The 23185-nt window shown below is 71.6% G+C and carries 17 protein-coding genes; 10 read left to right on the top strand and 7 right to left on the bottom strand.

Annotation, left to right across the window (positions count from 1 at the left end; all coding sequences use genetic code 11):
• Positions 1 to 72 precede the first annotated feature (72 nt).
• Entirely contained in the window at positions 73 to 1587 is a 1515-nt protein-coding gene (gene proP, locus ACFYXE_RS29985) for a glycine betaine/L-proline transporter ProP (RefSeq protein WP_389317873.1), read from the top strand.
• A 4-nt stretch (positions 1588 to 1591) separates the two neighbouring features.
• Here proP and ACFYXE_RS29990 read toward each other — a convergent pair whose 3' ends face one another.
• Positions 1592 to 1837 carry a DUF397 domain-containing protein gene (locus tag ACFYXE_RS29990; RefSeq protein WP_389317876.1) on the bottom strand — a complete coding sequence of 82 codons (246 nt, stop codon included), beginning with the start codon at positions 1835 to 1837 and terminating at the stop codon, positions 1592 to 1594.
• On the bottom strand, positions 1834 to 2667 hold the full coding sequence (locus ACFYXE_RS29995; RefSeq protein WP_389317879.1) for a Scr1 family TA system antitoxin-like transcriptional regulator: 834 nt from the start codon (positions 2665 to 2667) through the stop codon (positions 1834 to 1836). The genes ACFYXE_RS29990 and ACFYXE_RS29995 overlap by 4 nt, the downstream gene beginning before the upstream one ends.
• Before the next feature lie 155 nt (positions 2668 to 2822).
• On the opposite strand from ACFYXE_RS29995, the gene ACFYXE_RS30000 reads away from it, so the two are divergent.
• The 7 genes from ACFYXE_RS30000 (at position 2823) to ACFYXE_RS30030 (ending at position 13870) form a co-directional block, all read left to right on the top strand.
• Complete coding sequence (locus ACFYXE_RS30000; RefSeq protein WP_389317882.1) at positions 2823 to 3272, top strand: ATP-binding protein; 450 nt, start codon at positions 2823 to 2825, stop codon at positions 3270 to 3272.
• Between the two features lie 138 nt (positions 3273 to 3410).
• The gene (locus ACFYXE_RS30005; protein ID WP_389317885.1) at positions 3411 to 4721 is read left to right on the top strand and encodes a phytase; all 1311 of its coding nucleotides are present in this window, start codon (positions 3411 to 3413) and stop codon (positions 4719 to 4721) included.
• Positions 4722 to 4800: 79 nt separating this feature from the next.
• Complete coding sequence (locus tag ACFYXE_RS30010) at positions 4801 to 5157, top strand: trypco2 family protein (protein WP_389317888.1); 357 nt, start codon at positions 4801 to 4803, stop codon at positions 5155 to 5157.
• Positions 5158 to 5216: 59 nt separating this feature from the next.
• Complete coding sequence (locus ACFYXE_RS30015; RefSeq protein ID WP_389317891.1) at positions 5217 to 8564, top strand: hypothetical protein; 3348 nt, start codon at positions 5217 to 5219, stop codon at positions 8562 to 8564.
• 137 nt (positions 8565 to 8701) lie between these two features.
• The gene (locus tag ACFYXE_RS30020; RefSeq protein ID WP_389317894.1) at positions 8702 to 9016 is read left to right on the top strand and encodes a hypothetical protein; all 315 of its coding nucleotides are present in this window, start codon (positions 8702 to 8704) and stop codon (positions 9014 to 9016) included.
• Between the two features lie 50 nt (positions 9017 to 9066).
• The gene (locus ACFYXE_RS30025) at positions 9067 to 13413 is read left to right on the top strand and encodes an HNH/ENDO VII family nuclease (protein ID WP_389317897.1); all 4347 of its coding nucleotides are present in this window, start codon (positions 9067 to 9069) and stop codon (positions 13411 to 13413) included.
• A complete protein-coding gene (locus tag ACFYXE_RS30030; protein WP_389317900.1) occupies positions 13403 to 13870 on the top strand; it encodes an SMI1/KNR4 family protein in 468 nt (155 codons plus the stop codon). The genes ACFYXE_RS30025 and ACFYXE_RS30030 overlap by 11 nt, the downstream gene beginning before the upstream one ends.
• A gap of 24 nt (positions 13871 to 13894) precedes the next feature.
• Here the strand turns inward: ACFYXE_RS30030 and ACFYXE_RS30035 are convergent, their stop codons facing one another.
• From ACFYXE_RS30035 to ACFYXE_RS30045, 3 genes are all read right to left on the bottom strand, one after another.
• A complete protein-coding gene (locus ACFYXE_RS30035) occupies positions 13895 to 15061 on the bottom strand; it encodes a serine hydrolase domain-containing protein (protein WP_389317903.1) in 1167 nt (388 codons plus the stop codon).
• Between the two features lie 221 nt (positions 15062 to 15282).
• A complete protein-coding gene (locus tag ACFYXE_RS30040; protein WP_361165749.1) occupies positions 15283 to 16095 on the bottom strand; it encodes an SAM-dependent methyltransferase in 813 nt (270 codons plus the stop codon).
• Positions 16096 to 16198: 103 nt separating this feature from the next.
• Positions 16199 to 16921, bottom strand: a complete 723-nt coding sequence (locus ACFYXE_RS30045) for a DNA-binding response regulator (protein ID WP_389317907.1) — start codon at positions 16919 to 16921, stop codon at positions 16199 to 16201.
• A gap of 322 nt (positions 16922 to 17243) precedes the next feature.
• On the opposite strand from ACFYXE_RS30045, the gene ACFYXE_RS30050 reads away from it, so the two are divergent.
• Positions 17244 to 19850 (top strand): DUF6185 family protein, encoded by a 2607-nt coding sequence (locus ACFYXE_RS30050; RefSeq protein ID WP_389317910.1) that lies wholly within the window; start codon positions 17244 to 17246, stop codon positions 19848 to 19850.
• Between the two features lie 14 nt (positions 19851 to 19864).
• Here ACFYXE_RS30050 and ACFYXE_RS30055 read toward each other — a convergent pair whose 3' ends face one another.
• Both ACFYXE_RS30055 and ACFYXE_RS30060 read right to left on the bottom strand, forming a co-directional pair.
• Entirely contained in the window at positions 19865 to 20698 is an 834-nt protein-coding gene (locus ACFYXE_RS30055; RefSeq protein WP_389317913.1) for an endonuclease I family protein, read from the bottom strand.
• A 304-nt stretch (positions 20699 to 21002) separates the two neighbouring features.
• On the bottom strand, positions 21003 to 21425 hold the full coding sequence (locus ACFYXE_RS30060; protein ID WP_361165761.1) for an acyl-CoA thioesterase: 423 nt from the start codon (positions 21423 to 21425) through the stop codon (positions 21003 to 21005).
• 220 nt (positions 21426 to 21645) lie between these two features.
• On the opposite strand from ACFYXE_RS30060, the gene ACFYXE_RS30065 reads away from it, so the two are divergent.
• On the top strand, positions 21646 to 23109 hold the full coding sequence (locus ACFYXE_RS30065; RefSeq protein ID WP_389317917.1) for an MFS transporter: 1464 nt from the start codon (positions 21646 to 21648) through the stop codon (positions 23107 to 23109).
• The last annotated feature ends 76 nt before the right edge of the window (positions 23110 to 23185 follow it).

Here is a 23185-nt window from a genome sequence, read left to right on the forward strand (position 1 = left end):
GCCATCGGCGTCAGGACCAATGGCGGGCACTTTTCCGTCCCTCTGATTGGCAATGTAGATCGACGTCCCACCATGCCGACAGAGAGAGTGACTGAATCCGTGAGCGCGCCCGAAGCCCCTGAAACACCGGCACCGCCCGCTCCGGAAGCCGTGGCCCGACACCGAGCGCTGTTCCGCGTGATACACCGCCGCAAGAACCCGCGCCTGCGTCAGTCGGACATCACCGTCACCGAGGAAGCGCAGGTCAAGCGCGCGGTGAAGGCGACCGCGCTGGGCAACGCCATGGAGTGGTACGACTTCGGTGTCTACGCCTACCTCGCCGTGATCATCGGCAAGGAGTTCTTCCCCTCCGGGAACGACACGGCGCAGACCCTCTCCTCCCTGGCGACCTTCGCCGCGGCCTTCCTGGTGCGCCCCATCGGCGGCATGTTCTTCGGCCCGCTCGGCGACAAGGTCGGCCGCAAGAAGATCCTCGCGCTGACCATGATCATGATGTCGGCGGCGACCCTCGCCATCGGCCTCATCCCCAGCTACGCCACGATCGGCGTGTGGGCGCCGATCCTCCTCGTCTTCTGCCGCATGGTGCAGGGCTTCTCCACGGGCGGCGAGTACGGCGGTGCCGCCACCTTCATCGCCGAGTACGCGCCCGACAAGCGCCGCGGCTTCTGGGGTTCCTTCCTGGAGTTCGGCACCCTGATCGGCTACACCGTCGCCGCGGTCCTCGTCACCACCCTGACCGCGCTGCTCAGCGACTCCTCCATGCAGTCCTGGGGCTGGCGCATCCCGTTCATGGTGGCCGCCCCGCTCGGCCTCATCGGCCTCTACCTGCGGATGAAGCTCGACGAGTCGCCCGCCTTCCAGAAGATGAACGAGGCGGAGAGCGGCCCCGCCGCCGAGCGCCAGAAGAAGTCCTTCCGCGACTCCTTCTTCGGCCAGTGGCGCGCCATGCTCCTGTGCATCGCGCTGGTCGCCGCGTTCAACATCACCGATTACATGCTGCTGTCGTACATGCCGACGTACCTCACCCAGCTCGGCTTCGGCGAGACCGGCGGCCTGATGTCCATCGTGATCGTGATGCTGATCCTGATGGCCCTCATCAACTCCGTCGGCCGCCTCTCCGACCGCATCGGCCGCAAGCCCGTCCTGATGGCCGGCTCGATCGGCTTCTTCGTCCTCGCGCTGCCCGCCTTCCTGCTCATCAAGCAGGGCGGCACGGTCGCGGTCTTCACGGGCCTGCTCATCCTGGGCCTCGCCCTGGTCTGCTACCTGGGCGTCATGTCCTCGTCGCTCCCGGCCCTCTTCCCGACGGACGTGCGCTACGGCTCCCTGTCCATCGGCTTCAACATCTCCGTCTCGCTCTTCGGCGGTACGACCCCGCTGGTCGTCGCGGGCCTGATCAGCGCCACCGGCAACGACCTGATGCCCGCGTTCTACACGATGCTGGCCGGCCTCGTCGGCATCATCGCCGTCGCCGCGATGAAGGAGACGGCCCGCCAGCCGCTGGAGGGCTCGCCGCCCTCGGTCGCCTCGGACGAGGAGGCGCGCGAGCTGGTCGAGTCCCAGCCGTCCTCCCAGCCCCAGTACTGAGGGATCACACCTGGGCGGCGTACGACACGAACGCCGCCCAGGTACGCGGCTCCAGGGCGAGCCGGGCCCCTTCGGGGCGTTTGGAGTCGCGGACGTGGACGGCGGCGGGGCAGGGGGCGAACTCGACGCAGTCGCCGTCGCCGCTGCTGCTGTAACTCGACTTGTGCCAGGAGAGGGCGGCTTCGAGGCAGTCGCCGGAGCCGCCACTGCTGTAACTGCTCTTGAACCAGGCCAGTTCGGGGGTGCTCATCGTGCTCCTCGCATCCGCTCCAGCAGGCTCAAGGAGTGTTCCAGGGGGAGAGCCTGTGCGCGCATCCTGGCATACCGCATCTGAAGCATGCTGACCACTTTCGGGGCGGAGATGAACTGGCCGCTCTCCTGTCCCTCGGTGTAGGCGAGCCACATGTTCTCCGGCGTCTCCAGCAGCTGCATGGGTCCGTCCAGCCCGGCGTGACTCTCCTGCACCACCGGCATGATCTGCACCTCGATGTTCCGGCGCCCCGCGAGCTCCAGAACATGGTCGACGAGTTCCATGGTGACGTCATGCCCGCCCATGCGCCGCAGGAACAAGTGCTCCTCCAGGATGAAGCTGTACGCCGTGTTCGGGCGCTCGGTGAGGAGCAGTTGACGCTCCACGCGAGCCGCCAGCTGCGCCTCGATCTGCTCGTCGCCCAGCGGGGGCAACTGGTTCACGAACAGCGTCCGCGCGTACGCCTCGGTCTGCAGCAGTCCCGGGATCAACCGGCACTCGTACGTGGAGAGGGCCACCGCCTCCTGTTCCAGGAGCGCCCACCGCCGGAACCAGGAGGCGAGCCCGCGCTGCCGGGACAACTGGTTCACGGCGAGCTGCAAGGTTCCGAACGCGTCGAGCGCCGCCTCGCACTGGTCGACGAACCGGGTCGGCGGAAAGCGCCTGCCCTGCTCCACCGAGGCGAGGAAGTGGGCCGAGTAACCGATCTCCGGGGCCAGCGACTCCTGGGTGTATCCGGCGTGCTTGCGAAAGCTCTTCAGGACCGCCCCGAAGGCCTTCAGGCCATCGGTCGGCTCGGGCTCATTGCTGCCCGGCGTACTTGACGACATCACGGGTATCCCCTGACGCTCGCTTACCGTTCCCCGCCAACCCGCCCATGGTCACGTTGGGTTACCCGTACTGTCCACCGTTCGCACTCGTACAATTACGCAGCGTACGAGTTCCGGTCCTGGTGGTCGCCGCGGCGGACCGACACCGTTGCCGCATGTCGACCGAAGCCCGTCCCGCCACTCCCGTGCGGGAAGTCACCGAGCGCCTGAGCGCGACGCCCCGAGGTGCCCGCCTCGCCCGCAGGCTGGCCAGGTACCACCTGGACGGCTGGGGGATCGCCTACGACACCGAACTGTCCGACGCCGCCGAGGCGGTCGTCGCCGAGCTCGCGGCGAACGCGGTCACGCACGGCCGTGTGCCGGGCCGTGACTTCGAGCTCTGCCTGACCCTCTTCGCGGACACGCTCCGTGTCGAGGTCACCGACACCCGTACCGAACGCAGGCCGCCGAAGGAACCGGAACCGCCGTTGCCCCAGGGGGAGTCGGGGCGAGGGCTGGTGATCGTCGCGGCGCTCGCGGCGGAGTGGGGTGTGGCCGGGCGCGAGGTCGGCAAGACGGTGTGGGCCTGTCTGCGCCTCGACACGGGGGCGCAGAAGGAGGGGTGACGCGGGCGGGCGGGGCGCCGGTTCACCCTGTGTACATTCGGGCGGGGTGCTGCCGGACGCCCGGCGTACGCCGGGGCGACACGGACAGGCCGCAGTCTCACGCACGATCCGTCCGTTCCCGGAACGAGGAGACACCGCGTGACCAGACACCGCCCGATCCGCCGCACCTTCGGCCCGGCCGCGCTCGCCCTGACCGCCGTCGTCGCGGCGGCCACGGCCACGGCCGCCGCGCCCGCCCCCGCCGGTCCGCTGCCGGCCGTCACGCCCCGGGCGGAGACGCCCGCGCTCCACGACGACGAGGCGGGCGGCAACGCCGACGCGGACGATCCGGCGATCTGGCGCAACCCGGCGGCGCCCGGCCGCAGCCTGGTTATCGCCACCGCGAAGGAGGGCGGGCTGCGCGCCTACGACCTCGACGCGCGGCCCGTGCAGTCGATCGCGGCGCCGCCCGCCGAGCGCCCCGACGACGCGCCGGGCCGCTTCAACAACGTGGACCTCGTGCACGGCCTCCCGCTGTCCTCCGGGCCCGCCGACCTCGCCGTCACCAGCGACCGGGGCCACGACCGGCTCCGCTTCTACCGCATCGACCGCGACCGCCCCGGCGGCCCGCTCACCGACGTCACCGATCCCGCCGCGCCGCCCGTCTTCTCCGCCGATCAGGCCGAGATCAACGGACAGCGCACCGCCTACGGGCTCGCCACCTGGCGGGACCGGGCCACCGGACGCTCGTACGCCCTGGTCAGCCGCCGCGAGCGGACCAGGGTCGCGCTCCTCGAACTGACCCCGGGCCGGGCCGGCAAGGTCACCTACCGCACGGTCCGCACGCTCGACCTGCCGTCGTCGTTCCGGCTGCCGGACGGCACCTCGTGGTCGCCGTGCGCCGAGCCCGGCGAACTCCCGCAGGTCGAGGGCATGGTGGTCGACCCGGCCACCGGCACGCTCTACGCCGGACAGGAGGACGTCGGCATCTGGCGCCTGCGGGCCGACCTCACCGGCAAGCCCCGACTCGTGGACAAGGTGCGGGAGTACGGCGTACCCGGCGTCTACGACGAGGAGACCGAGGAGTGCACCCCGGGCGCCGACCCCGGCTACGGCGGGAAGCGGGTCGCCGCCGACGTGGAGGGCCTCACCCTGATCCAGGAATCCGGCGGCGGCGGACACCTCCTCGCCTCCAGCCAGGGCGACGACACCTTCGCCGCGTACGACCGTGCGGCGAAGAAGGGCAACGCGTACGAGGGCGGCTTCCGTGTCGCACCGGCGGGCGGCACCCTGGACGGCTCCGAGGAGTGCGACGGCGCGGCCGCGCTGAACGAACCTCTCGGGCCGAAGTACCCGCACGGCCTGCTCGTCGTCCAGGACGGCCACGACGCCCCCGGCGAGGGCGACCGGCCCTCGACGAACTTCAAGTTCGTCGACCTCGGCAGGGTCGTGCAGGCCCTGCGCGACTGATGGAGGCGTAACGCCCCGGTGGCGCTTGCCCGCGCCGTAAAGTGCCGTCTGCAGGCGAGCGGCGGGGAGTTGGGGAGATATGAGCGAGCCCATCGGGGTCGGCGAGGCCGTACAGGCGCTCCGGGACGAGCTGCTGGGCGCGGCCGTCGCGGGCGCGGGCAGCGACGTGCAGTTCGAAGTGGGGCCCATCGAGCTGGAGTTCGCGGTCACGCTCACGCGGGAGGTCACCGCGAAGGTCGAGGGCACCGCCAAGGCGGGCCTCGGCCGGGTCCTGAGCGCGGTCGTGTCCGTCGGCGCGGCCGGAAAGCTCGCGAAGGAGGACGTCCACCACGTACGTCTCGTCCTCACGCCGAAGGACCGTACGGGCAACCCTCTCCTGATCAGCAACGAGAAGCCGCCGGAGACGGGCGGACTGGACTCGTCCTTCGGACGCTGAGAATCCGACGCCGAGCGTCGGACACTGAGCATCGGACGCTGAGAAGAGGCGGTGCGCGGGTGGAGGACAGGCGCCGGACCGCTGTGGTGCGGGCCTCGGGCGGGCCGGGACCCGGGCGGCGGGAGGGGCAGGGCTCCGGGTATGTGCTCGCGCCGCGCCTCGTCCTGACCGCGCAGCACGTCATCGGCGACCGCACGGACGTGACCGCGCAGATTCCCGGCGGCGGGCCCGTGCCCTGCCGGGTGGTCTGGGCGCGCTCCGACGGCCCGTACGACACGGCCCTGTTGGTGGCCGACAGTGACCTGGGGCGGGACCTCGAACCGGTCCGCTGGGGCCGCCTGGTGACGCAGGAGGAGTCGAAGACGTCCGCCCGCGGATACACGGGCCTGTCCGGGCGGGACGGACGCCTCGGGTCCACGTCGTTCGTGGGCACGCTCGACCCGATGGAGGCCGTCGAGTCGGACCGCTACGTCCTGGGCCTGACGGGCAGCCCGCCCGTCGGCTCGCCGGAGCAGTCGCCCTGGGCGGGCCTCTCGGGCGGCGCGGTGTGGTGCGCGGGCACGCTCGTGGGCGTCGCGGTCGCCGACCTGCCGGGCTGGCCGCACAGCAGGATCGAGGCCGTCCCCAGCTATGTCCTCTTCGCCGACGACGCGTTCCGCGCGCTGCTGCGGGAGCACACGGGTGCCGCCGCCCCGCTGGAACCCGCCGAGTTCGCGGACGACGTCGAGCCGATCGTGCCGCTGGTGCCCCGGTCCGCGGCCACGCTGCTCCACCCCCGGGCGGAGACCGTGCGGTTCACCGGGCGCCGTGAACTCCTCGACGAGATGGTCGGGTGGAGCACGGAGGGCGAGGACGTGTCGGTGGCGCTGCTCACCGGGGCGGGCGGCGCGGGCAAGACGCGGCTGGCCCGCGAGGTCGGCCACCGGCTCGCCGCGGCCCGTTACGCGGTGGTCCACCTCAACCGGGGCAGCGGCCCCGACCGGCATCGGCTCCTGGCCCGGACGACGGCTCCCGTCCTCCTCGTCATCGACTACGCCGAGAGCCGGGTGGAGGAACTCGGCGGCCTGCTCCGCCACTTGGGCCGGCGCCCGCGCGGGGTGCCCTTCAAGGTCCTGCTCGTCGCGCGGGCCGTGGGGCAGTGGTGGGACGAGGTGCGGTCCCTCGGCGGGGCGGAGGCGGCCGACGCGACGGGGCGGGCCCGGCGCTGGTCGATCCTCGACACGGCGTCCCTCGGCGTCGCCGAGGACGAGATCTACCGTACGGCGGTCGAGGACCTCACGCGGGGCGCGACGGCGCTGGGCCTCGCGGTGTCGCCGGACGCGGTGCCCCCCGGGCCGCCCGCCGCCTCGCGCCGCCCGCACCGGACCGTCCTCGACATCCACATGGCGGCGCTCGCGAGCGTGCTCGCGCCGAGCGCGCGGGTGCGGGTGCGGGATGCGCAGAAGGCGCTCCTGGACCACGAGTCGGCGTACTGGCGCGAGACCTCGCGCCGCGCCCCGCTCGGCGCCCTCGGCGACGCGGCGCTGCGCAACGCGGTGGTCACGGCCACGCTGGTGGGCGCGGTGCCGGGCGCCCGCGCGCACGCGATCCTCGCCGGGGTGCCGCGCATCGGCGACCACCCGGAGTCGGTGCGGCGCGCGGTCGCGGACTGGCTCCACGAGCTGTACCCGCGCCCCGACTCGGCCGACGGCGGCACGTCCTGGCAGTGGGGCCCGCTGCAGCCGGATCCCCTGGGCGAGTACCTGGTGGGCCGCGAGGTGGCCGCCGAACCGGAGATCTTCCTGCGCCTCCTGCCGGTGCTGGACGCCCAGGAGACGGCGCAGGCCCTCCTGGTCCTGAGCCGCGCGGCGGCCCAGACCGAGCCGGAACCCCTGGCGGACGTCCTGCGCACGGCCGTCCGCACGTCCCCCGCCCGCCTGGCGCCCCTGCTGGTGGCGGCGGGCACGCGCAGCGCGGAACCGGCGATCCTGATAGCGGCGCTGGACCAGATCCTGGTGGAGGAACTCCTTCCACCGGACCAACTCCTGGACCTTGCCCAGCGGATCCCGCCCCTGACCCGGGCGCTGTCGTCCTGGAGCATCCGGCTGCACGAGAAGCTGGTACAGGTGGCGGACGACCAGTCGGCGGGTTCACCCGCCTTGCAGCGCGCGAGTTCGCTGCACAATCTCGCGATGCGGCTCACGGGCGCCCGTCGGTACGAGGAGAGCCTGCAGGCCTCGACGGCGGCGCTGGACATCTTGGCGGCTGCGGAAGACGAGGACCCGGTACTGCTGGGGCTGACGCTCAGCCAGCGTGCGGCGGCACTGGGCAAGCTGGGCCGCCGGGAGGAGTCGCTGCAGGACGGACGTCGCGGTGTGACTCTGTTGACCGAGTGGGAGCCGGAGGACCCTCAGGACAAGACATTCATCCTGTCGGCCGTGCTGAACAACTTCTCCCAACAACTTGCCGACGTCGGCCACGACGAGGAGGCCCTGTCCGCGGCCCGTAGGTCCGTCGCGATGCGGCGCGAACTGGCGGGGCTCAACCGCCTGGGGCTTCCCGACCTGGCACGCTCGCTGAACACGCTCACCGTGCGTCTTCAAGAGGCCGACCTGCTCACTGAGGCGCTGGAGGCCGCCGAGGAGTCCCTGGACGTACGCAGGGCGGCGGCCGACGAGTACCCGGACGCGTTCTTGGAGGAACTGGCGTCCACGCTCACCAACAAGACCCACGTGCTGGTGGCCCTCGGTGACGTCGACGCGGCGAGGGAAACACTGGCGGAGAACGCATCGGTGGAACGCCGGCTCATCGAGGCGGGTTCGCCGCACGCACGAGAAGACCTTGTGATGACGCTGCAAGAGGCAGTGGAGCTGAGTGTGGAGGCCGGTGCGACGGCGGAGGCCCTGGGGGAGGCGGAAGAAGCCGTCGGCCTGGCGCGACAGCTCGTGACCGCACACGGACAGGACTACCTACCCCTGCTCGGTGGGTCCTTCCTCATTCAGACGCTGGCGCTGTCCCGTACACCGTTCGTCCAGGTCGCCTTCCGGGTGAACAACAAGGCCGCGCAGGTGTTCCGGACCGTCCATGAGCAGAACCCCGCATACGCGAGAGGCTTGCTGACCGCGCTGACGAACCAACTCCAGTTCCTGATCCTGTTCGGGCGCCTCGAAGAGGCCGAGCTGATCGCGGCCGAAGCCGCAGCGCTGATCGCCGGCCTGCCCGAAGATTCCAGGAGCGACTTGATGGCGGAACACGCACACGCCCGCGCACGTCACGCGGAGACCTTCCTGAACCTGGGCCGCCCGGCGCAGGCCCGCGAGGCGAGTGACGAGGCGCTGGCGCTGTACCGGGAGCTGGAGCGGGAGAGTCCGGGGTCGTTCACGGAAGAGCTCGCGGGGCTGGAGGCACTCCGGGAGGCGTCGTCCTGACCGGCGGACCGCAGCCCCCGCACACCACTTGCTTTACCTGTTCATGATCATCCCTATACTTCCCGCTTGCTCGAGCCGGTTACTGTCCCCGTTGGCTTGTGCACACAGCAACGTGAGGTATCGGGGGACGTTCGACCATGGGAGACCTGGGCAAGGACTCGGAGTCGATAGCCAACGCGGCCCCGCTGTTGCGCAAGGCCCCGCACCACATCGCCAAACCGCTCCACGACTTCAGGACGGCCTCGCACGACCTCTCCGCCCTGGGCGCGCTGGGCGCCCTCATGAGCGCCACCGACGACGTGCGCGAGGGCATGGAGACACTCGCCGAGGTCGCCGGGGACCTCGTGGACGAGTGGCACGGCGAGGCGAAGCTGATGACCGACCTCTCCGAGGCGTTCGATGTCCTAGACGTCCTACTCGAAGCCGCCGCCCGCGGCAAGAAGCAGAGCTGATCCCGGTGGTCGACCTCAACCCCCTGCACTACATCAACAAGTTCAACCACATGGCCGGCGACAACACGGCCAGCATGATGGAGTTCCTGGGGATCTCCGACCCGGCCGTGGACCCGGACGGCGTCCGGGAGATCGCCAAGAAGTGGCGCTCGCTGGCGAAGGCCGTGGACGCCTCCGTCAAGGACGCGGAAGCCGCCCTGCGGGATGTGACGTGGGAGGGCAAGACCGCCACCGAGTTCAACAAGCGGTCCAGGAAGACCCGTTCGCAGGCCACGAAGATGGCGGACTCGCTGCGCGACGGGGCCGACGCCCTGGACAAGTACGCCGACGAGGCGCACGGGCTCCTGACCGAACTCAACGTCATCATCGTCGAGATCATCGAGGTGGAGATGGCGGGCCTCGCCCTCTCCGTCCTCACCGGCGGCGCCTCCGCCGTGGTCGGGAGCCTCGCCGCAGGCGCCCGCTTCGCGAAAGTGATGGCGCTCATCGGCCGCATCGAGCACGCCGGAACGGCGATGGCGCGCACCATCCGCGCCGTTCTGGAGGTCATCCGCGGCCTGCGTCGGGCGCTGAAGGCGCTCAAGGAGATCAAGACGGTTGCACGGGTCGGCAAGATGGCGGGGGAGGGGGCGAAGTTCGCGGCGCTCGACACGCTCCTGAAGGACCCGTCGACGTTCAAGGACCCCGGGAAGCTCGCCGAGACGCTCGCCCTGGGGGCGGCCCTGGGCGTCGGCCTGGGCAGCCTGGGCACGCTGCTCGGCAAGGGCCTGGGCAAGCTCAGCCCCAAGGACCTCTCGAAACTGCGCGGCGCCATGAAGCTCAACTGCGCCTCCTTCGAGCGCCTCGCCCTGCGGCCGGGCTTCGACAAGCTCCCCGCCTCGGTGCGCAACGCGCTCAAGAAGTTCGTCCGCGACCCGATCGACGTGGCGACCGGTGACATGGCGCTCCCGCGCGTCGACGTGCGGCTGCCGGGAGTTCTGCCGCTGATCCTGGAGCGGACACACCTCTCCTCGTACCGTTTCGGCGGCTGGTTCGGCCCGTCGTGGGCCTCGACCCTGGACCAGCGCGTCCAGGCCGACGAGGACGGCTTCGTCTACGCGGCCGCCGACGGCGCCCGGATCTGTTTCCCCCTCCCCGACGCGGAGAGCGGCGAGGCGGTGCGTCCCGACACTCCCGGCTCGCGCCTGACCCTGTCCTGGGCCGACGGCTTCGACGGCGCGCTGTGCGTCACGGACCCCGACACCGGGATCGTCCAGGTCTTCCACAGCCCGGTCCCGGCCGCCGGGGGCGAGGCCGTCGACGTGCCGCTGCAGTACGTCCAGGACCGCAACGGCAACCGCGTCACCATCGAGTACGCGGAGGGGGACGTCCCGGCGGTGGTCAGCCACTCCGGGGGCTACCGCATCGCTCTGGACCGGGACGGGTCCGACTCCCGGGTCACGGGCCTGCGCCTCCTGGACCCCGTCGATGCCTCGGCGCCCGGCACCCCGCTGGTCACCTTCGGCTACGACGCGTCGGGCCGACTCGTGGAGGAGACCAACTCCTCGGGTCTGCCCATGCGTTACACCTACGACGCTGAAGGTCGTGTCACCTCCTGGACCGACCGCAACGGCACGACGTACTGGTACGCCTACGACGAGCGCGGCCGCGTCACGGCCACCGGCGGCACGGGGGACGCGCTGGCCTCCACCCTCACGTACGACGAGGCGACCCGCACCACGCGGGTGACGGACTCCCTCGGCCGCGTCCGCACCTACGCGCACAACGAGTCGTACCGCCTGATCCGCGAGACGGATCCCCTCGGCCACGTGACACGACAGGACTGGGACGAGGAACTGCGGCTGACCGCGGTGACGGATCCGCTGGGGCACGCGACCAAGTACACCTACGATCCGGCGGGTCATGTCACCCGAGTGACGCGCCCGGACGGCGGAGCGATCGTCTCGCAGTACAACGGGCTCGGCCTGCCGACGCTGGTGGTGGAGGCGGACGGGTCGCGCTGGTCCCAGGAATACGACGGCGCGGGCAACCCGGTGACCGTGACCGATGCCGTCGGCCGTGCCACGCGCCTCTCCTACGACAGCAACGGCGGCCTTTCCCGCGTCGCCGATGCTCTCGGTCACAGCACCACGATCCGTAACGACAAGGCAGGCCTCCCCGTCGAGGTGACCGACGCCCGCGGAGCGGTGACCTCGTACCGGCGTGACGCACTGGGGCAGCCCGTGGTCCTGACGGACCCTTTGGGTGCGCAGACCCTTCTGGAGTGGACTGTCGAGGGCCGGTTGTCCCGCAGGGGCGCCGCCGACGGTACGCAGGAGACATGGCTCTATGACGGTGAGGGCAACTGCACCTCGCACACCGATCCCCAAAGGCGCGTCACCCGGTTCGAGTTCACCCACTTCGACCTGCTGGCCGCACGCACGGATCCGGACGGCGCCCGTCACGAGTTCATGTACGACAGCGAACTCCGCCTCGTCCGGGTGCGTAATCCGCTCGGATCGACCTGGGCCTACGCGTTCGACGCTGCGGGCCGCATGGTGGAGGAAGTCGACTTCGACGGCAGGCTGCAGAGATATCGCCACGATGCGGCTGGTCGGCTCAAGGAACGAGTGACGCCGCTCGGCGAAGTCATTCGTTTCGATCGCGACGAACTGGGCGCGGTCCGACGCAAGGACGCGGCGGGCCGCATCACGGAATTCACCTACGACCCGGCAGGCCGGATGACAGGTGCCGCTGCCCCGGACGCCGTCGTGGAGATGCAGCGCGACGCAACCGGCCAGGTGCTGTCCGAGACCGTCAACGGCCGCACCATGTCCTCTGCCTACGACGCGTTGGGCCGACGTTCGCGACGCGTGACCCCGACCGGCGCGGTGAGCGCGTGGACCTACGACGAGGCGGGCAACCGCAGCAGCCTGCTGACAGGCGACAGGCGTCTCGGTTTCGAGTACGACGAGGCAGGGGCCGAGGTGTCCCGGCATGTCGGTGATCACCTCACCATTTCGCATGTCTTCGACGTACTGGGCCGTCCGGCGTCTCAGCGCGTCACGGGTTCCGGCGGGCGGCGAGTCCAGGAACGCTCCTATCGGTACCGCGCCGACGGTTGTCTGACCGGAATTGAGCAACACGGCGGCAGCGCGACGCAGTTCGACCTCGATCCGGCAGGACGCGTCACACACGTCCGGGCCGAGGGCTGGCGTGAGACGTATGCGTACGACCTGGCAGGCGGCCAGACCGACGCCTCATGGCCCTCGGATCACCCGGGTCAGGGGGCACAGGGGCGGCGTGAGTATGCCGGTACGACTCTGTCGAGCGCAGGCCGTGTCCGGTACCGGTACGACGCCGGCGGCCGCCTCGTGCTCCGTCAGAAGACGCGGTTGTCGCGCAAGGCGGACACATGGCGGTACGAGTGGGACGCGGAAGACCGACTCGTATCGGTCGTGACTCCGGAGGGCACCCGATGGCGCTACACCTATGACCCTCTGGGGCGACGGATCGCGAAGGCCCGTCTCGGGGACGACGGCGAGTCCGTGGTGGAACGGGTCGACTTCACCTGGGACGGAGCACTGCTGTGTGAGCAGACCACGGCCGGCGATGAGCTCCCGGACTCGATCACCCTCACCTGGGACCACCAAGGCCTGTGCCCCATCACGCAGACCGAACGTGTCGGCGCCGCCGAAGCTCCGCAGCACGCGATCGACTCAAGGTTCTTCGCCATCGTCACCGATCTGGTCGGTACGCCGACCGAGCTCCTCGACGAGGACGGAGCCGTCGCCTGGCGCGGCCGTAGCACTCTGTGGGGCGTCACGGCGTGGGAAGGGGATGCCCGCACACACACCCCACTGCGGTTCCCGGGGCAGTATCACGACCCGGAAACCGGGCTGCACTACAACTATTTCCGCCACTATGAAGCCGAGACGGGCCGCTATGCCTCGCTCGACCCCCTCGGGCTCTCACCCGCTCCAAATCCCGCTACCTACGTCCACAACCCCCACCTATGGACCGACCATCTCGGCCTGGCGCCTTCGTGCCGTTTCTGGAGCCTCGTCGAGTACCGGGGGCAGCGTGTCTATCAGCGCGATGACCTGGTACTCGACAATCCCGAGGCCATACAGGCGCGCGACAGGTACGGACGCTCCAACCTCAAGCGGATGCAGCAGGGGCTCGCGCCCCTGGGCCCCGACGGCCGCCCGATGAACGTGCACCATATGCTGCAGACCGAGGACGGACCGATGGCGGAGCTGACGCACGGCATGCACTTCGGCAACTATCATCAATTGCATTGGAAATCGGGAACGAAGATACCGTCCGGGATCAACCGAGAAGAATTCGATATCTGGCGCAAGCAATACTGGAAAGACCGCGCAAGAGCATACGTGGAGAGCCGAGATGGGAATTAGGGAAGCAGAGCAGTTCGTGCGGCTCGTGCGGGATCACCCGGAGGAGTCGGTCTTCGCCGGGGGGTGCTCGGACGACGACATCGCCGAGGCGGAGCGGCGCCTGGGCGTGGTCCTTCCCGCGTCGTACAAGCTGTTCCTGCGCGAGCTCGGGGACTGCGACGTGGCCGGGGACGAGTTCTACGGGATCGTTCTGCGCGAGGGGCAGATGCTGGGGGCGGTCACGGAGACCCTCGACCTCCGGGACTCCGCGGGGCTTGCACCGCAGCTGGTGGCGTTCCGGCCCGACGGGATGGGCGGCTACTTCGTCCTCGACACGAGCCGGGTCGGCCCGGACGGCGAGGCCCCCGTGTACGCGTGGGGGTCCGGCGCCCACAGCGCGACCGAAACGGAGTTCATCGGAACGGACTTCGGCACGGTCGCCCATGACCTGGCGCGTCGGGGGCTGCGGAGCGCTTGAGCCGCCGAGGGAGGCCCCCGGGGGCTACACCCCCGCCGCGTACGTCCAGAAGTCCCGCATCGACGCCGGCGGCGTCGGGCCCGTCATCTGGAGTTGGGTCAGGAGGATCGCCGCCGTGCCCGTGGCCGGGGTGACGTGGGCCGTCGTGCCCGTGCCGCCCACCCAGCCGTAGCGGCCCAGGACGTTCCACGGTGCCGTGCGGGCGACGTCGACCGAGCCGCCGTAGCCCCAGCCCTGGCCCTCCGTGAACAGGGCGCTCGCCGCACGCTGGGCGGGGGTCAGGTGGTCGGTGGTCATGCGGGCGACCGACTCGGCGGACAGCAGCCGGCGGCCGTCGTCGGCCGTGCCCCGGGCCAGCAGGAAGCGGGCGAAGGCGTACCAGTCGTCGACCGTCGAGACGAGGCCCCCCGCGCCCGAGGGGAAGGCCGGCGCCCGGCTCCACCGGCCGTCCGCCGCGTCCACGAGCCGCGCCGTGCCGTCCTGCGGATCGGGCCGGTAGGAGCTGGTGAAGCGGTCGAGCGCGGCGGGCGGCACGTGGAATCCCGTGTCCGTCATGCCCAGCGGCGCGAAGATGCGTTCGGCGAGGAACTCGGGCAGTGGACGGCCCGCGGCCCGCGCGATCAGGACGCCCTGGATGTCGGAGCAGGTGTTGTACAGCCACGCCTCACCCGGCTGGTGCAGCAGCGGTACGCGCGCCAGCGCCGCCATCCACGCGTCGGGCCCCCGCTCGTGCTCCGGCTCCGGTGCCCCCTGCCGGAGTTCGTCGAACAGCGGCCGCACCGCGGGCAGCGCGAAGTCGGACGGGAAGCCGTAACCGGCCCGGAAGGTCAGCAGATCCTCGACGGTGATGGGGCGGGCGGCCGGGACGACGTCGTCGACCGGTGCCGACGGGGTCCGCACGACCCGCGGCGCTGCCAGCTCCGGGAGCCAGGGCGCGACGGGGTCGTCGAGGCCCAGCCGCCCGTCCTCGACCAGCATCAGGACGGCCGCCGCCACGATCGGCTTGGTGATCGAGGCGATCCGGAACAGCGAGTCCCGGGCCATCGGCGCGCTGCCGTCGGTGTCGGCCGAGCCGACGGCGCACACCTCGACCCGGTCGCCGCGCGCCACCAGGCCGACCGCGCCCGGCGCCGCCCCGGGCCCCTTGCCGACGTGCGCCTCCAGAACGTCCCGCAGGCCTGTGCCGTTCATGGGGCCACCCTCTCCTCGTCCACCGGTCCGTGCTCCACGTATCCGTGCTCCACGTATGCCACGTAAGGGAGACCGGAGCGGTGGCGGGAAGTCATCGGTCAGGGGGAGGGGTGCCGACAGGGGAAAGGGAGAGGAAAGGGAAAGGGAGAGGGAGGGGGACGGACAGCGACAGGGGCAGGGGGGCGGGCCGGTGGGTGGCACCGGCCCCCCACCACGCGACGCTACGGCTTCCGCGCCACCGCCCCGTACGCGTCGACCACCGTCTCGTCGTCCGTCTCCGGGCGCCACCGCGTGACCTGGACGACGCCCGGCTCCACCAGCTCCAGGCCGTCGAAGAAGCCGCCGATCTCCTCGACGCCGCGGACGTAGTAGGGGATCGCGCCGCTCTTGTTGTACTCGTTCGACGCCGCGATCATGCCCTCGCTGGTCGACGTGGAGTCGCTGATGACCAGGTGGCTGCCGGACGGCAGGCCCGCCATGAGGCGGGACACCAGGTCGGCGGCCTGCTTGTGGTCGGCGACGTGACCGAGCGTGTTGAGGATGATGAGGGCGACCGGCTGGGACAGGTCCAGCGTCTTCGCCGCCTCCGCGAGGATCGCCTCGGGCTCGTACAGGTTCGCGTCGATGTACGCCGTCTCGCCCTCGGGCGTGCTCGTGAGCAGGGCCCGCGCGTGGGCGAGGACCAGCGGGTCGTTGTCGACGTAGACGATCCGCGAGTCCGGGGCCACCCGCTGGGCGACCTCGTGCGTGTTGTCCGCCGTCGGCAGACCCGTGCCGATGTCGAGGAACTGCCGTACGCCCTGCTCCGTGGCCAGGTGACGGACCGCGCGGCCGAGGAAGAGGCGGCTGGTGCGCGCCACGTCGACCAGGCCGGGGAAGATCTGCTTGATGTGGTCGCCGAGCTCCCGGTCCTTCTCGTAGTTGTCCTTGCCGCCCACGAAGTAGTTCCAGAAACGCGCCGAGTGCGGCGTGCTGGTGTCGATGCGCGCGCGTATGTCAGCGGTGGAACCGAACTGGGGGTCGTTGTCCGACACGGGAGCCTCCTGGCGGCGTACAGCGATCCGGGCGTGTGGACACGCCCGTCGCACTGAACAGTTCGACGATCAAGTACCAATCTAGACGGATTCGCCGTCCGTTTCAGTTGTCTGCCCCACCCCGTCTGCCCGGATCCAACTCGCGGGCCCGCAATCCCGCTTGGAACCGGGAGGTGGCGCCGAGCACCGTCATCAGGTCGGCGACGCGCCTGCGGTACGTGCGCAGCGACATCCCGAGCTCCCGCGCCGCGACCTCGTCGGTCCGGCCCGCGCTCAGCTCCCGCAGGATCCGGCGCGCCTGCTCGTCCAGCGCGGGCGGCCGCGTGCGGCGGAACTCGGTGAGATCGGCCGCGGTCTCCCACGCCGCGTGCAGCACCGCCCTGACGCCCTCGACCGCGACGGGCGACCGGATCACCGTGAAGGTCCGCACGCCCCGCACCGTCGCCCCCGCGAGGATCGCGACGCGCCGGTCGACGACGATCGCCTCGTGCGCGAGCGGCGCCGTCGCGATGCGCACCTGCGCCCCCGACTCGGCGATCCTGAGCAGGCGTTCCTCGGCCTCCCGGCCCGCGAGGGCCCGCGGCGCGTACAGCCCCCGCAGCGCGGGTCCTTCCGGTGCGGGCGGCGGACGGCCGCCCTCGGTGAACGCGGCGTGCACGGCGGGCGAGAAGGTCGCCAGGTCGGCCGCCGCGCACAGCAACTCGTCGCGGGCGCCGGTCAGCAGGCCGCCCGCCCGGCGCACCAGCTCGCGCTCGCCCCGCAGGGACACGACCTGGTCGGTGCTCGGAGCGCTCGCGCTGTTCGTGGATCCGGGTGTGCTCGGCATGGTGGCGACAGTGTGGCCGCGCCCCGCGCGAGGGGTCAACGGTGGCAGCAAGTGGCCATGTGTTCGCATGCGGTGGCCGCGGGATGTCCGCACCCGGCACCTGTCGGCAGGAGGCAGGCACGATCCGGCAGCAGGCGGGCACGATCCGGCAGCCGTCCGCATCCGTCGGTAGCGGTCCGCATCCGTCCGCATCCGTCTGCATCCGTCCGCATCCGTCCGCAGCAGGGGATCACGTCGAACCCCGCGCGCCGTCGGAGCGCGTGCGGGACACTGGCGCGCACAGCAACTCGGGGGCGGGGGGCGTCGATTGGGACGGCTACGTGTGGCCGCGGTCGTCGTGGTCGTGCCGCTGCTCGCCCTGTGCGCGGGTCTCGGGCCCGCCCGGCCGGCGGCCGCCGCGCCGGAGCGGCACCCCGTGCGGGCGGGAGCGGCGGAGCAGCCGGGGGACCGGCGGTGCGACAGCGCGGGCCTCGACAGGGCGCGGGCCGGCGCCTCCGTCCGGCTCCGGCACGGCGGCCGCGTGCACACCAAGGCGACCGCCCGGCTCACCGTGCACGTCCCCAGGTCCTGGAGACACGCCGAGTCCCTGCTCCTGGGCCACGACTCCGGGGCGTACCGCAAGGCCATGGGATGCCTGACCCGCCCGTACGCCACGCAGTTCTCCTGGGGAAGCGAGTGGCGGCCCGGGGGCAGTCCGCGGGTCGCGGCGGAGAAGGGCGGCTTCAAGGTCGTCGTCGACACCTTCGCGTGGATCGAGGACGCCACGGGCTGGATCGGGTTCGGGCCGTGGTGGATCGAACTGGGCACCGCCCGCTGGCGGATCCACTTCGACCCCGCCCCCGCCCTGCGCCGGGTGAACTGGACGAAGATCCTGGTGGATCCCGGTGCGCCCGGCGCGGAGTCCGCCGAGCCGAAGCCGACCACCCGCGAGGGCGACACCGCCCTGGTGTGGCGGCCCAAGGGAGAGAAGTCGCCGCCGCCCGTCGCGGTGCGCCTCGCACCGGACTGGCGGCGCTCCTTCGCGGCGCAGGACGACCGGCTGCTGTTCGCCAACGTGAGCAACGCGGGCGCCGCTTCCTGGACCGTCCTGGCGAGCGTGCTGATGCTGTACGCGGCCCGCCGGATCCGCCGACGCGGCGCCGTCACCGCGGCCGAGACCGCCGCCGCCCGCACGCTGAGCGACTGGGCGTGGGTCTCCTTCGGCCTCATCGTCGTCGTCCTCGGCGACGAGGTGCTGTACCGCACGGCCAGGACGCTGGGGGACAAGGAACTCTGGTACGACCGGGAGCAGCGCCTCAGCCTGCCGTTCACCCTCGGCCTCGGCGCCCTCGCGCTCGCCTTCGGCAGGCCGCGCCGCACGATCGTCTGGACGGCGGCGGCGCTCGCCGCACCCGCTCTCGTGGTGTCCTGCGCGCCCCGGTGGTTCGACCTGCCCCCGTCGATGGAGCTCCTCCAGTCCGCACCGGACCGGGCGGTGTACGCGCTGTTCGCCGCGCACGGCAGCGTGCTGGCCCTCGGCCTGCTCGGCCTCACCGCGGCCGTCTGGCGCGCGTCCCGGGAGTGCGGTCTCCTGCCGCCGGGCAGGACGGCGCCGCACGCCCCGCGCGTGCTGCGGGCGCGGTACGCGCTCCCCGCCGTCCTGGCCGGTACGGCGTTCGTCGGCACCTGTTACACGCTGACCGTGGAACGGGACTGGCGGCGCATCTCCTGGCTGAGCCGCCGCGGCGACCCGCAGTACGGCATCGCGCACCTCCAGGACATCAGGGGCGACCTCACCTGGTTCAGCGCCAACTTCCAGAACTGGTGGTTCGGGCTCAGCTGGCTCGTCACCGGCCTCGTCGTCCTCGCCGCGCTGCGGGCCGCCGTGCCGCGCGCCACCGAGTCGCCGGTCGCCGAGGCCGCGGACCGGCGCCTGTTCCTGCTCTTCTTCCCCGTCATGGTCGGCCTCGGCCTCGGCGCGTACGCCAACAACCACCTGCTCGAAGGGGTATGGCTGCTGCTCAACATGGCGGCCCTGCGCCTGGTCACGGCCGTCGGCACCAGCCGGACCGTGCTCGAACACCCCCTGGAGTCGACCGGCGAGCGGCTCGGCGACACGGTCACCGCCGCCCGGCGCTCCGACATCCTCGGCCGGGCCCGCCGTTACCGCGAGATCCACGCGCAGATGCGCCGCCTCGACGCGGGCCAGTCGGACGACGACATACTCCAACGCCGCCTGCTGGAGCAGGAGGTACGCGGGCTGCATACCTGGACCGGCCGCGCGGGCGGCCCCGACCGGCTGCCCTCCCGGGTGTCGGTGGTCGACGTGGCGCTGGCCATGGGCCCGCGCGACACCTGGTGGGGCAACGGCCGCCGGGGCGCGCTCATCGCCTGCTTCTTCGGCCTGCCCGCCAGCACGGTGCTGGTGTGGTCCGGCTGGATCCGCGGGGACAACTGGCGCTGGACCGCGTACTACGGCTTCGGGCTGCCGGACCTGGTGTGCGCTTTCGTCGTCTGGCAGGTCAGCTGGGCGGGCGCGGGCTTCGTGCTCGGCGCGCTCTGGCGCCGTCTGCCCGGGCGGCGCGGGCCGGTCAAGGCGCTGGCCGTCGCGGCGGCCTTCGCGCTGCCCGTCGGCGCCGACGCGCTGGGCAACTGGTTCATGGATCTCGGGTACGGGGACTCGGGCCTCGTCGTCGTGACGATGCTGCTCGTCCTCACGCTCACCGGCATCGCCCTGGACCTCGACATCTTCCAGGGCGAACGCCGGTTCTGGCAGAGCCGGTTCGGGCTGCTCCTGTCGATCTACCAGATGCGGTACTTCTCGCTCCAGCTGGCCTACCTGGTCGCCCAGGCGGTGGCCGCGGTCACGCTCTGGCAGTTCTTCGCCGACACCGGTGGGGGGCCACCGCCCAAGGAGTTCGAGGGCGGTGGCGGTGGCGGCGGTCGCTGAGCCGGCCGGTCAGGTCACCAGACCTCTTCCACCCACTCCGGGTGGTCGATGAACGGGTTCCTGTTGTGCTGGAACGAGTCGAATATGACCTGGTTCCGGTTCTTCTCGAACGCGTCCGGCGGGTCCTCGTCGCTCCACTGCTTCAGGACCGAGAGACGGCCGATGGCGGGCGCGCTGCCGTTGTCCACCTTGTCGTTGGGCTCCAGGTCGGGGAAGCCGCCCTCGCCGTCGTACCGCACGGCCATGTAGAGGATCATGCGGGCGACGTCGCCCTTGACCGCGTCGCGGGGCTCGAACGAGTCGCCGTCGGTGAGGTTGCCGGGGGCGCCCTCGACCGCGCTGCCGCCGTTGTCGAAGTCCTTGTTGCCACGGATGCTGTTGACCGTGACGTCCTCGGGGCGCAGGTGGTGGATGTCGGTGCCGGGACCGGTCGACGTGCCGAAGTCGCCGTGCGACTTGGCCCACACGTGCTCGCGGTTCCAGTCGCCCTGGTCGCCGCCGCTGCTGCCCTTGCTCCGCGAGGTGCCGCTGTAGAGCAGGATCACGTTGGCGCTGTTGGCCGGGTCCTGGTCGGTGGTCTTCAGCGCGTCCCAGACCTGGTCGTAGGAGAGCTTGGTCTGCTCGCTGATGATCGTGTGCAGCGCGGACTTCAGCTCGGGGCCCGTCTTGCCGAGCGCGTCCTTGTAGTACGTGTCGTCGTAGTACGTGTCGTTGTAGGCGCCGGCGGCTGCGGGCGCCGGGGCCGTGGTGGGGGAGGCCGTGGCGGTGACCGGCACGGTGAGGCCGGCGAGGACCGCGGCGGCGGTCAGGGCCAGCGGTTTCCAGCGGCGTACGCGCGGGAGGGGCATGTGGGGGTTGTCCTTTCCCGGAGGCTTCGCGCGCCGCACGCCCGTCCAACAGGCGTGCGGTCTACGCGGGTTGACCAATCAACCACCGGGAGAGTGGCACGGATGTGCGCATCGTCGTGTGAACGTCGTGGGACGGTTGCGTGACGATGTCATGGACACGGTCGGCTGCCCTGTCCTGCCCTGCCCTTCCCTTCCTGCCCTGTCCTGTCCTGTCCCGCCCTTCCCTGTCCTGCCCTGCGCCGCCTCTTCGCCCCGCCGTCACGCCGCCGCCCGGGCCGGGCGGCCGCCGCGGACCGCGCCGCCGCTACAGGCCGAGCAGTCCGGGGTCGGACGCCAGCGCCCGGAAGTGGTCGAGCGGATCCGTCACCATCCGCCGCTCCTGGAGGTCCAGCAGGCCCGCGACGCCGATGACCGTGGCGGCCACCGTGCCGTCCGCCTTGGCGATCGTCTGCTCGGTGCGGAAGGTCTTGCGCTCGCCCCACACGAACCGGCAGCTCACCGTGATGTCGTCGCCCGCGCGCAGCTCGCTGCGGTACCGCACGGTGTTCTCCAGGGCCACGGGCCCGACGCCCTTGCCCAGCAGATCGGCCTGCTCGATCCCGGCGGCCCGCAGCAGGGACCAGCGGGCGTGCTCGGCGTACTGGAGGTAGACGGCCTGGTTGAGATGGCCCTGCGAGTCGGTCTCGTAGCCGCGGACGGAGATGCTCACGGAGTACGGCTCGGTCACTGCGTTCCCTTCGCTGGACTTCACCCGGTGCCGCCGCGCGTGGCGCCCGGCACCTGGCGCTGGACGATCGGACACGTCAACCCCGGGGCGGGGGGCGGCATTCCGGGTGCGGAGATTCCGTTCGACGGAAGAGGACTTCCGAATTCCGATTGCCTGGGTCGGCCACGCGTCCTAGCGTGCGGAGTGATCGTCGTGCCCCCGACCTCTCCACCAAGGAGTCGTGTTGCCTGCCGTCCCCTCGCTCGCCGCGCGCGACGGGAAGCCGTCGGCCCCCGGCAGCCTCCTGGTCCTGAGCGTGCTGGTATCGGCGATGTTCATCGTCCAGTTCGACTTCTTCGTCGTGAACGTGGCCGCGCCCTCCCTGGAGCGCGACCTGCACGCCGGTGCGGGAACGCTCGAACTCGTCGTCGGCGGGTACGCGTTCGCCTTCGCCAGCGGGATGATCACCGGCGGCAGGCTCGGCGACCTCTACGGGCACCGCCGCCTCTTCGTCGTCGGCATGGTCGCGTTCGCCGCCGCCTCCCTGTTGTGCGGCATCACGGCCACCGCGGGGCAGCTCGTCGCGGCACGCCTGGTGCAGGGCGCGGCGGGGGCCCTGATGGTCCCGCAGGTGCTCGCCGTGATCACCGCCCACGTCCCGGCCGCGGCCAAGCCGCGCGCACTCGCCGCCTACGGCATGGCCGGCGGCCTGGGCTCCATCGCGGGACAGGTGCTGGGCGGCGCCCTCCTGCAGACCCACCTGCCGGTGCCGGGATGGCGGCTGATCTTCCTGGTGAACGTGCCGGTCTGCGCGCTCGCCGCGCTGCTCGCGGCCCGCCGACTGCCGGCCCCCGTCCCCGGCAGGACCACCGGCCTCGACCCGGTCGGTGCGGCCGGTGTCTGCCTGACGCTCGTCCTGATCCTGCTGCCGCTCTCGCTCGGCCACGCCTCGGGGTGGCCCGCCTGGTCGTGGACCTGCCTGGGAGCCGCCGTGCCGGTGGCCGTCGGCACGCTGCTCTGGGAACGTGCCCTGGCCCGCCGCTCGGGCAGCCCGGTCCTCGACCTCACGCTGTTCCGCAGTCCGTCGTTCCGCTCCGGGCTGGTCGCCGGGGTCGCCTTCCAGCTCTACTTCGGCAGCTTCATGTTCACCCTCACGCTGCTGCTGCAGTCCGGACTCGGCCTCGGCCCCGCCGCGGCCGGACTCGCCTTCGCCCCCATGGGCCTGCTCTTCGCCACGAGCTCGCTGCTCGGCAGGAGCCTCGTGAACCGGTACGGCACCACGGTCCTCGTCGCTGGAAGCGCGACCACCGGGACCGGGCTGCTCCTCCTGACGATGCTCCTCCATTTCTCCGACGGCTTCTCCGACGGCCCGGTCGCGGTGCTCCCGGTGGTGCTGTGCCTGTGTCTGGTCGGGTGCGGCAACGGCCTCGTGCTGCCCGCGTTGATCGGTGCCGCCCTCGTCCGGGTACGGCCGGCGAAGGCGGGCGCGGCCTCCGGAGTGCTCACCACCACCCAGCAGTTCGCGAGCTCGGCCGGGGTGGCCGTCGTCGGCGCCGTCTTCTTCGCGGTGCTCGGCGCCGACCCGTCCGCCGGGGACTACGCGCACGCCATGACGGTCTCCGCGCTCATCGACCTGGCGCTGGTGGCGGCGGTCCTGTGCATGTGCTGGACGATCAGGCGTCTCGCGGGGCGGGCCGGGGCCTGAGCCGCTTGCCGTGTTCGCCCGGCGGGCCTGAGCCGCACGCCGTGATCGGCCCGGCGCGAGGCGTACGTCCGCCAGG

This window comes from Streptomyces sp. NPDC002564, from assembly GCF_042889645.1.
In the GTDB taxonomy this organism is placed as follows: Bacteria; Actinomycetota; Actinomycetes; order Streptomycetales; family Streptomycetaceae; genus Streptomyces.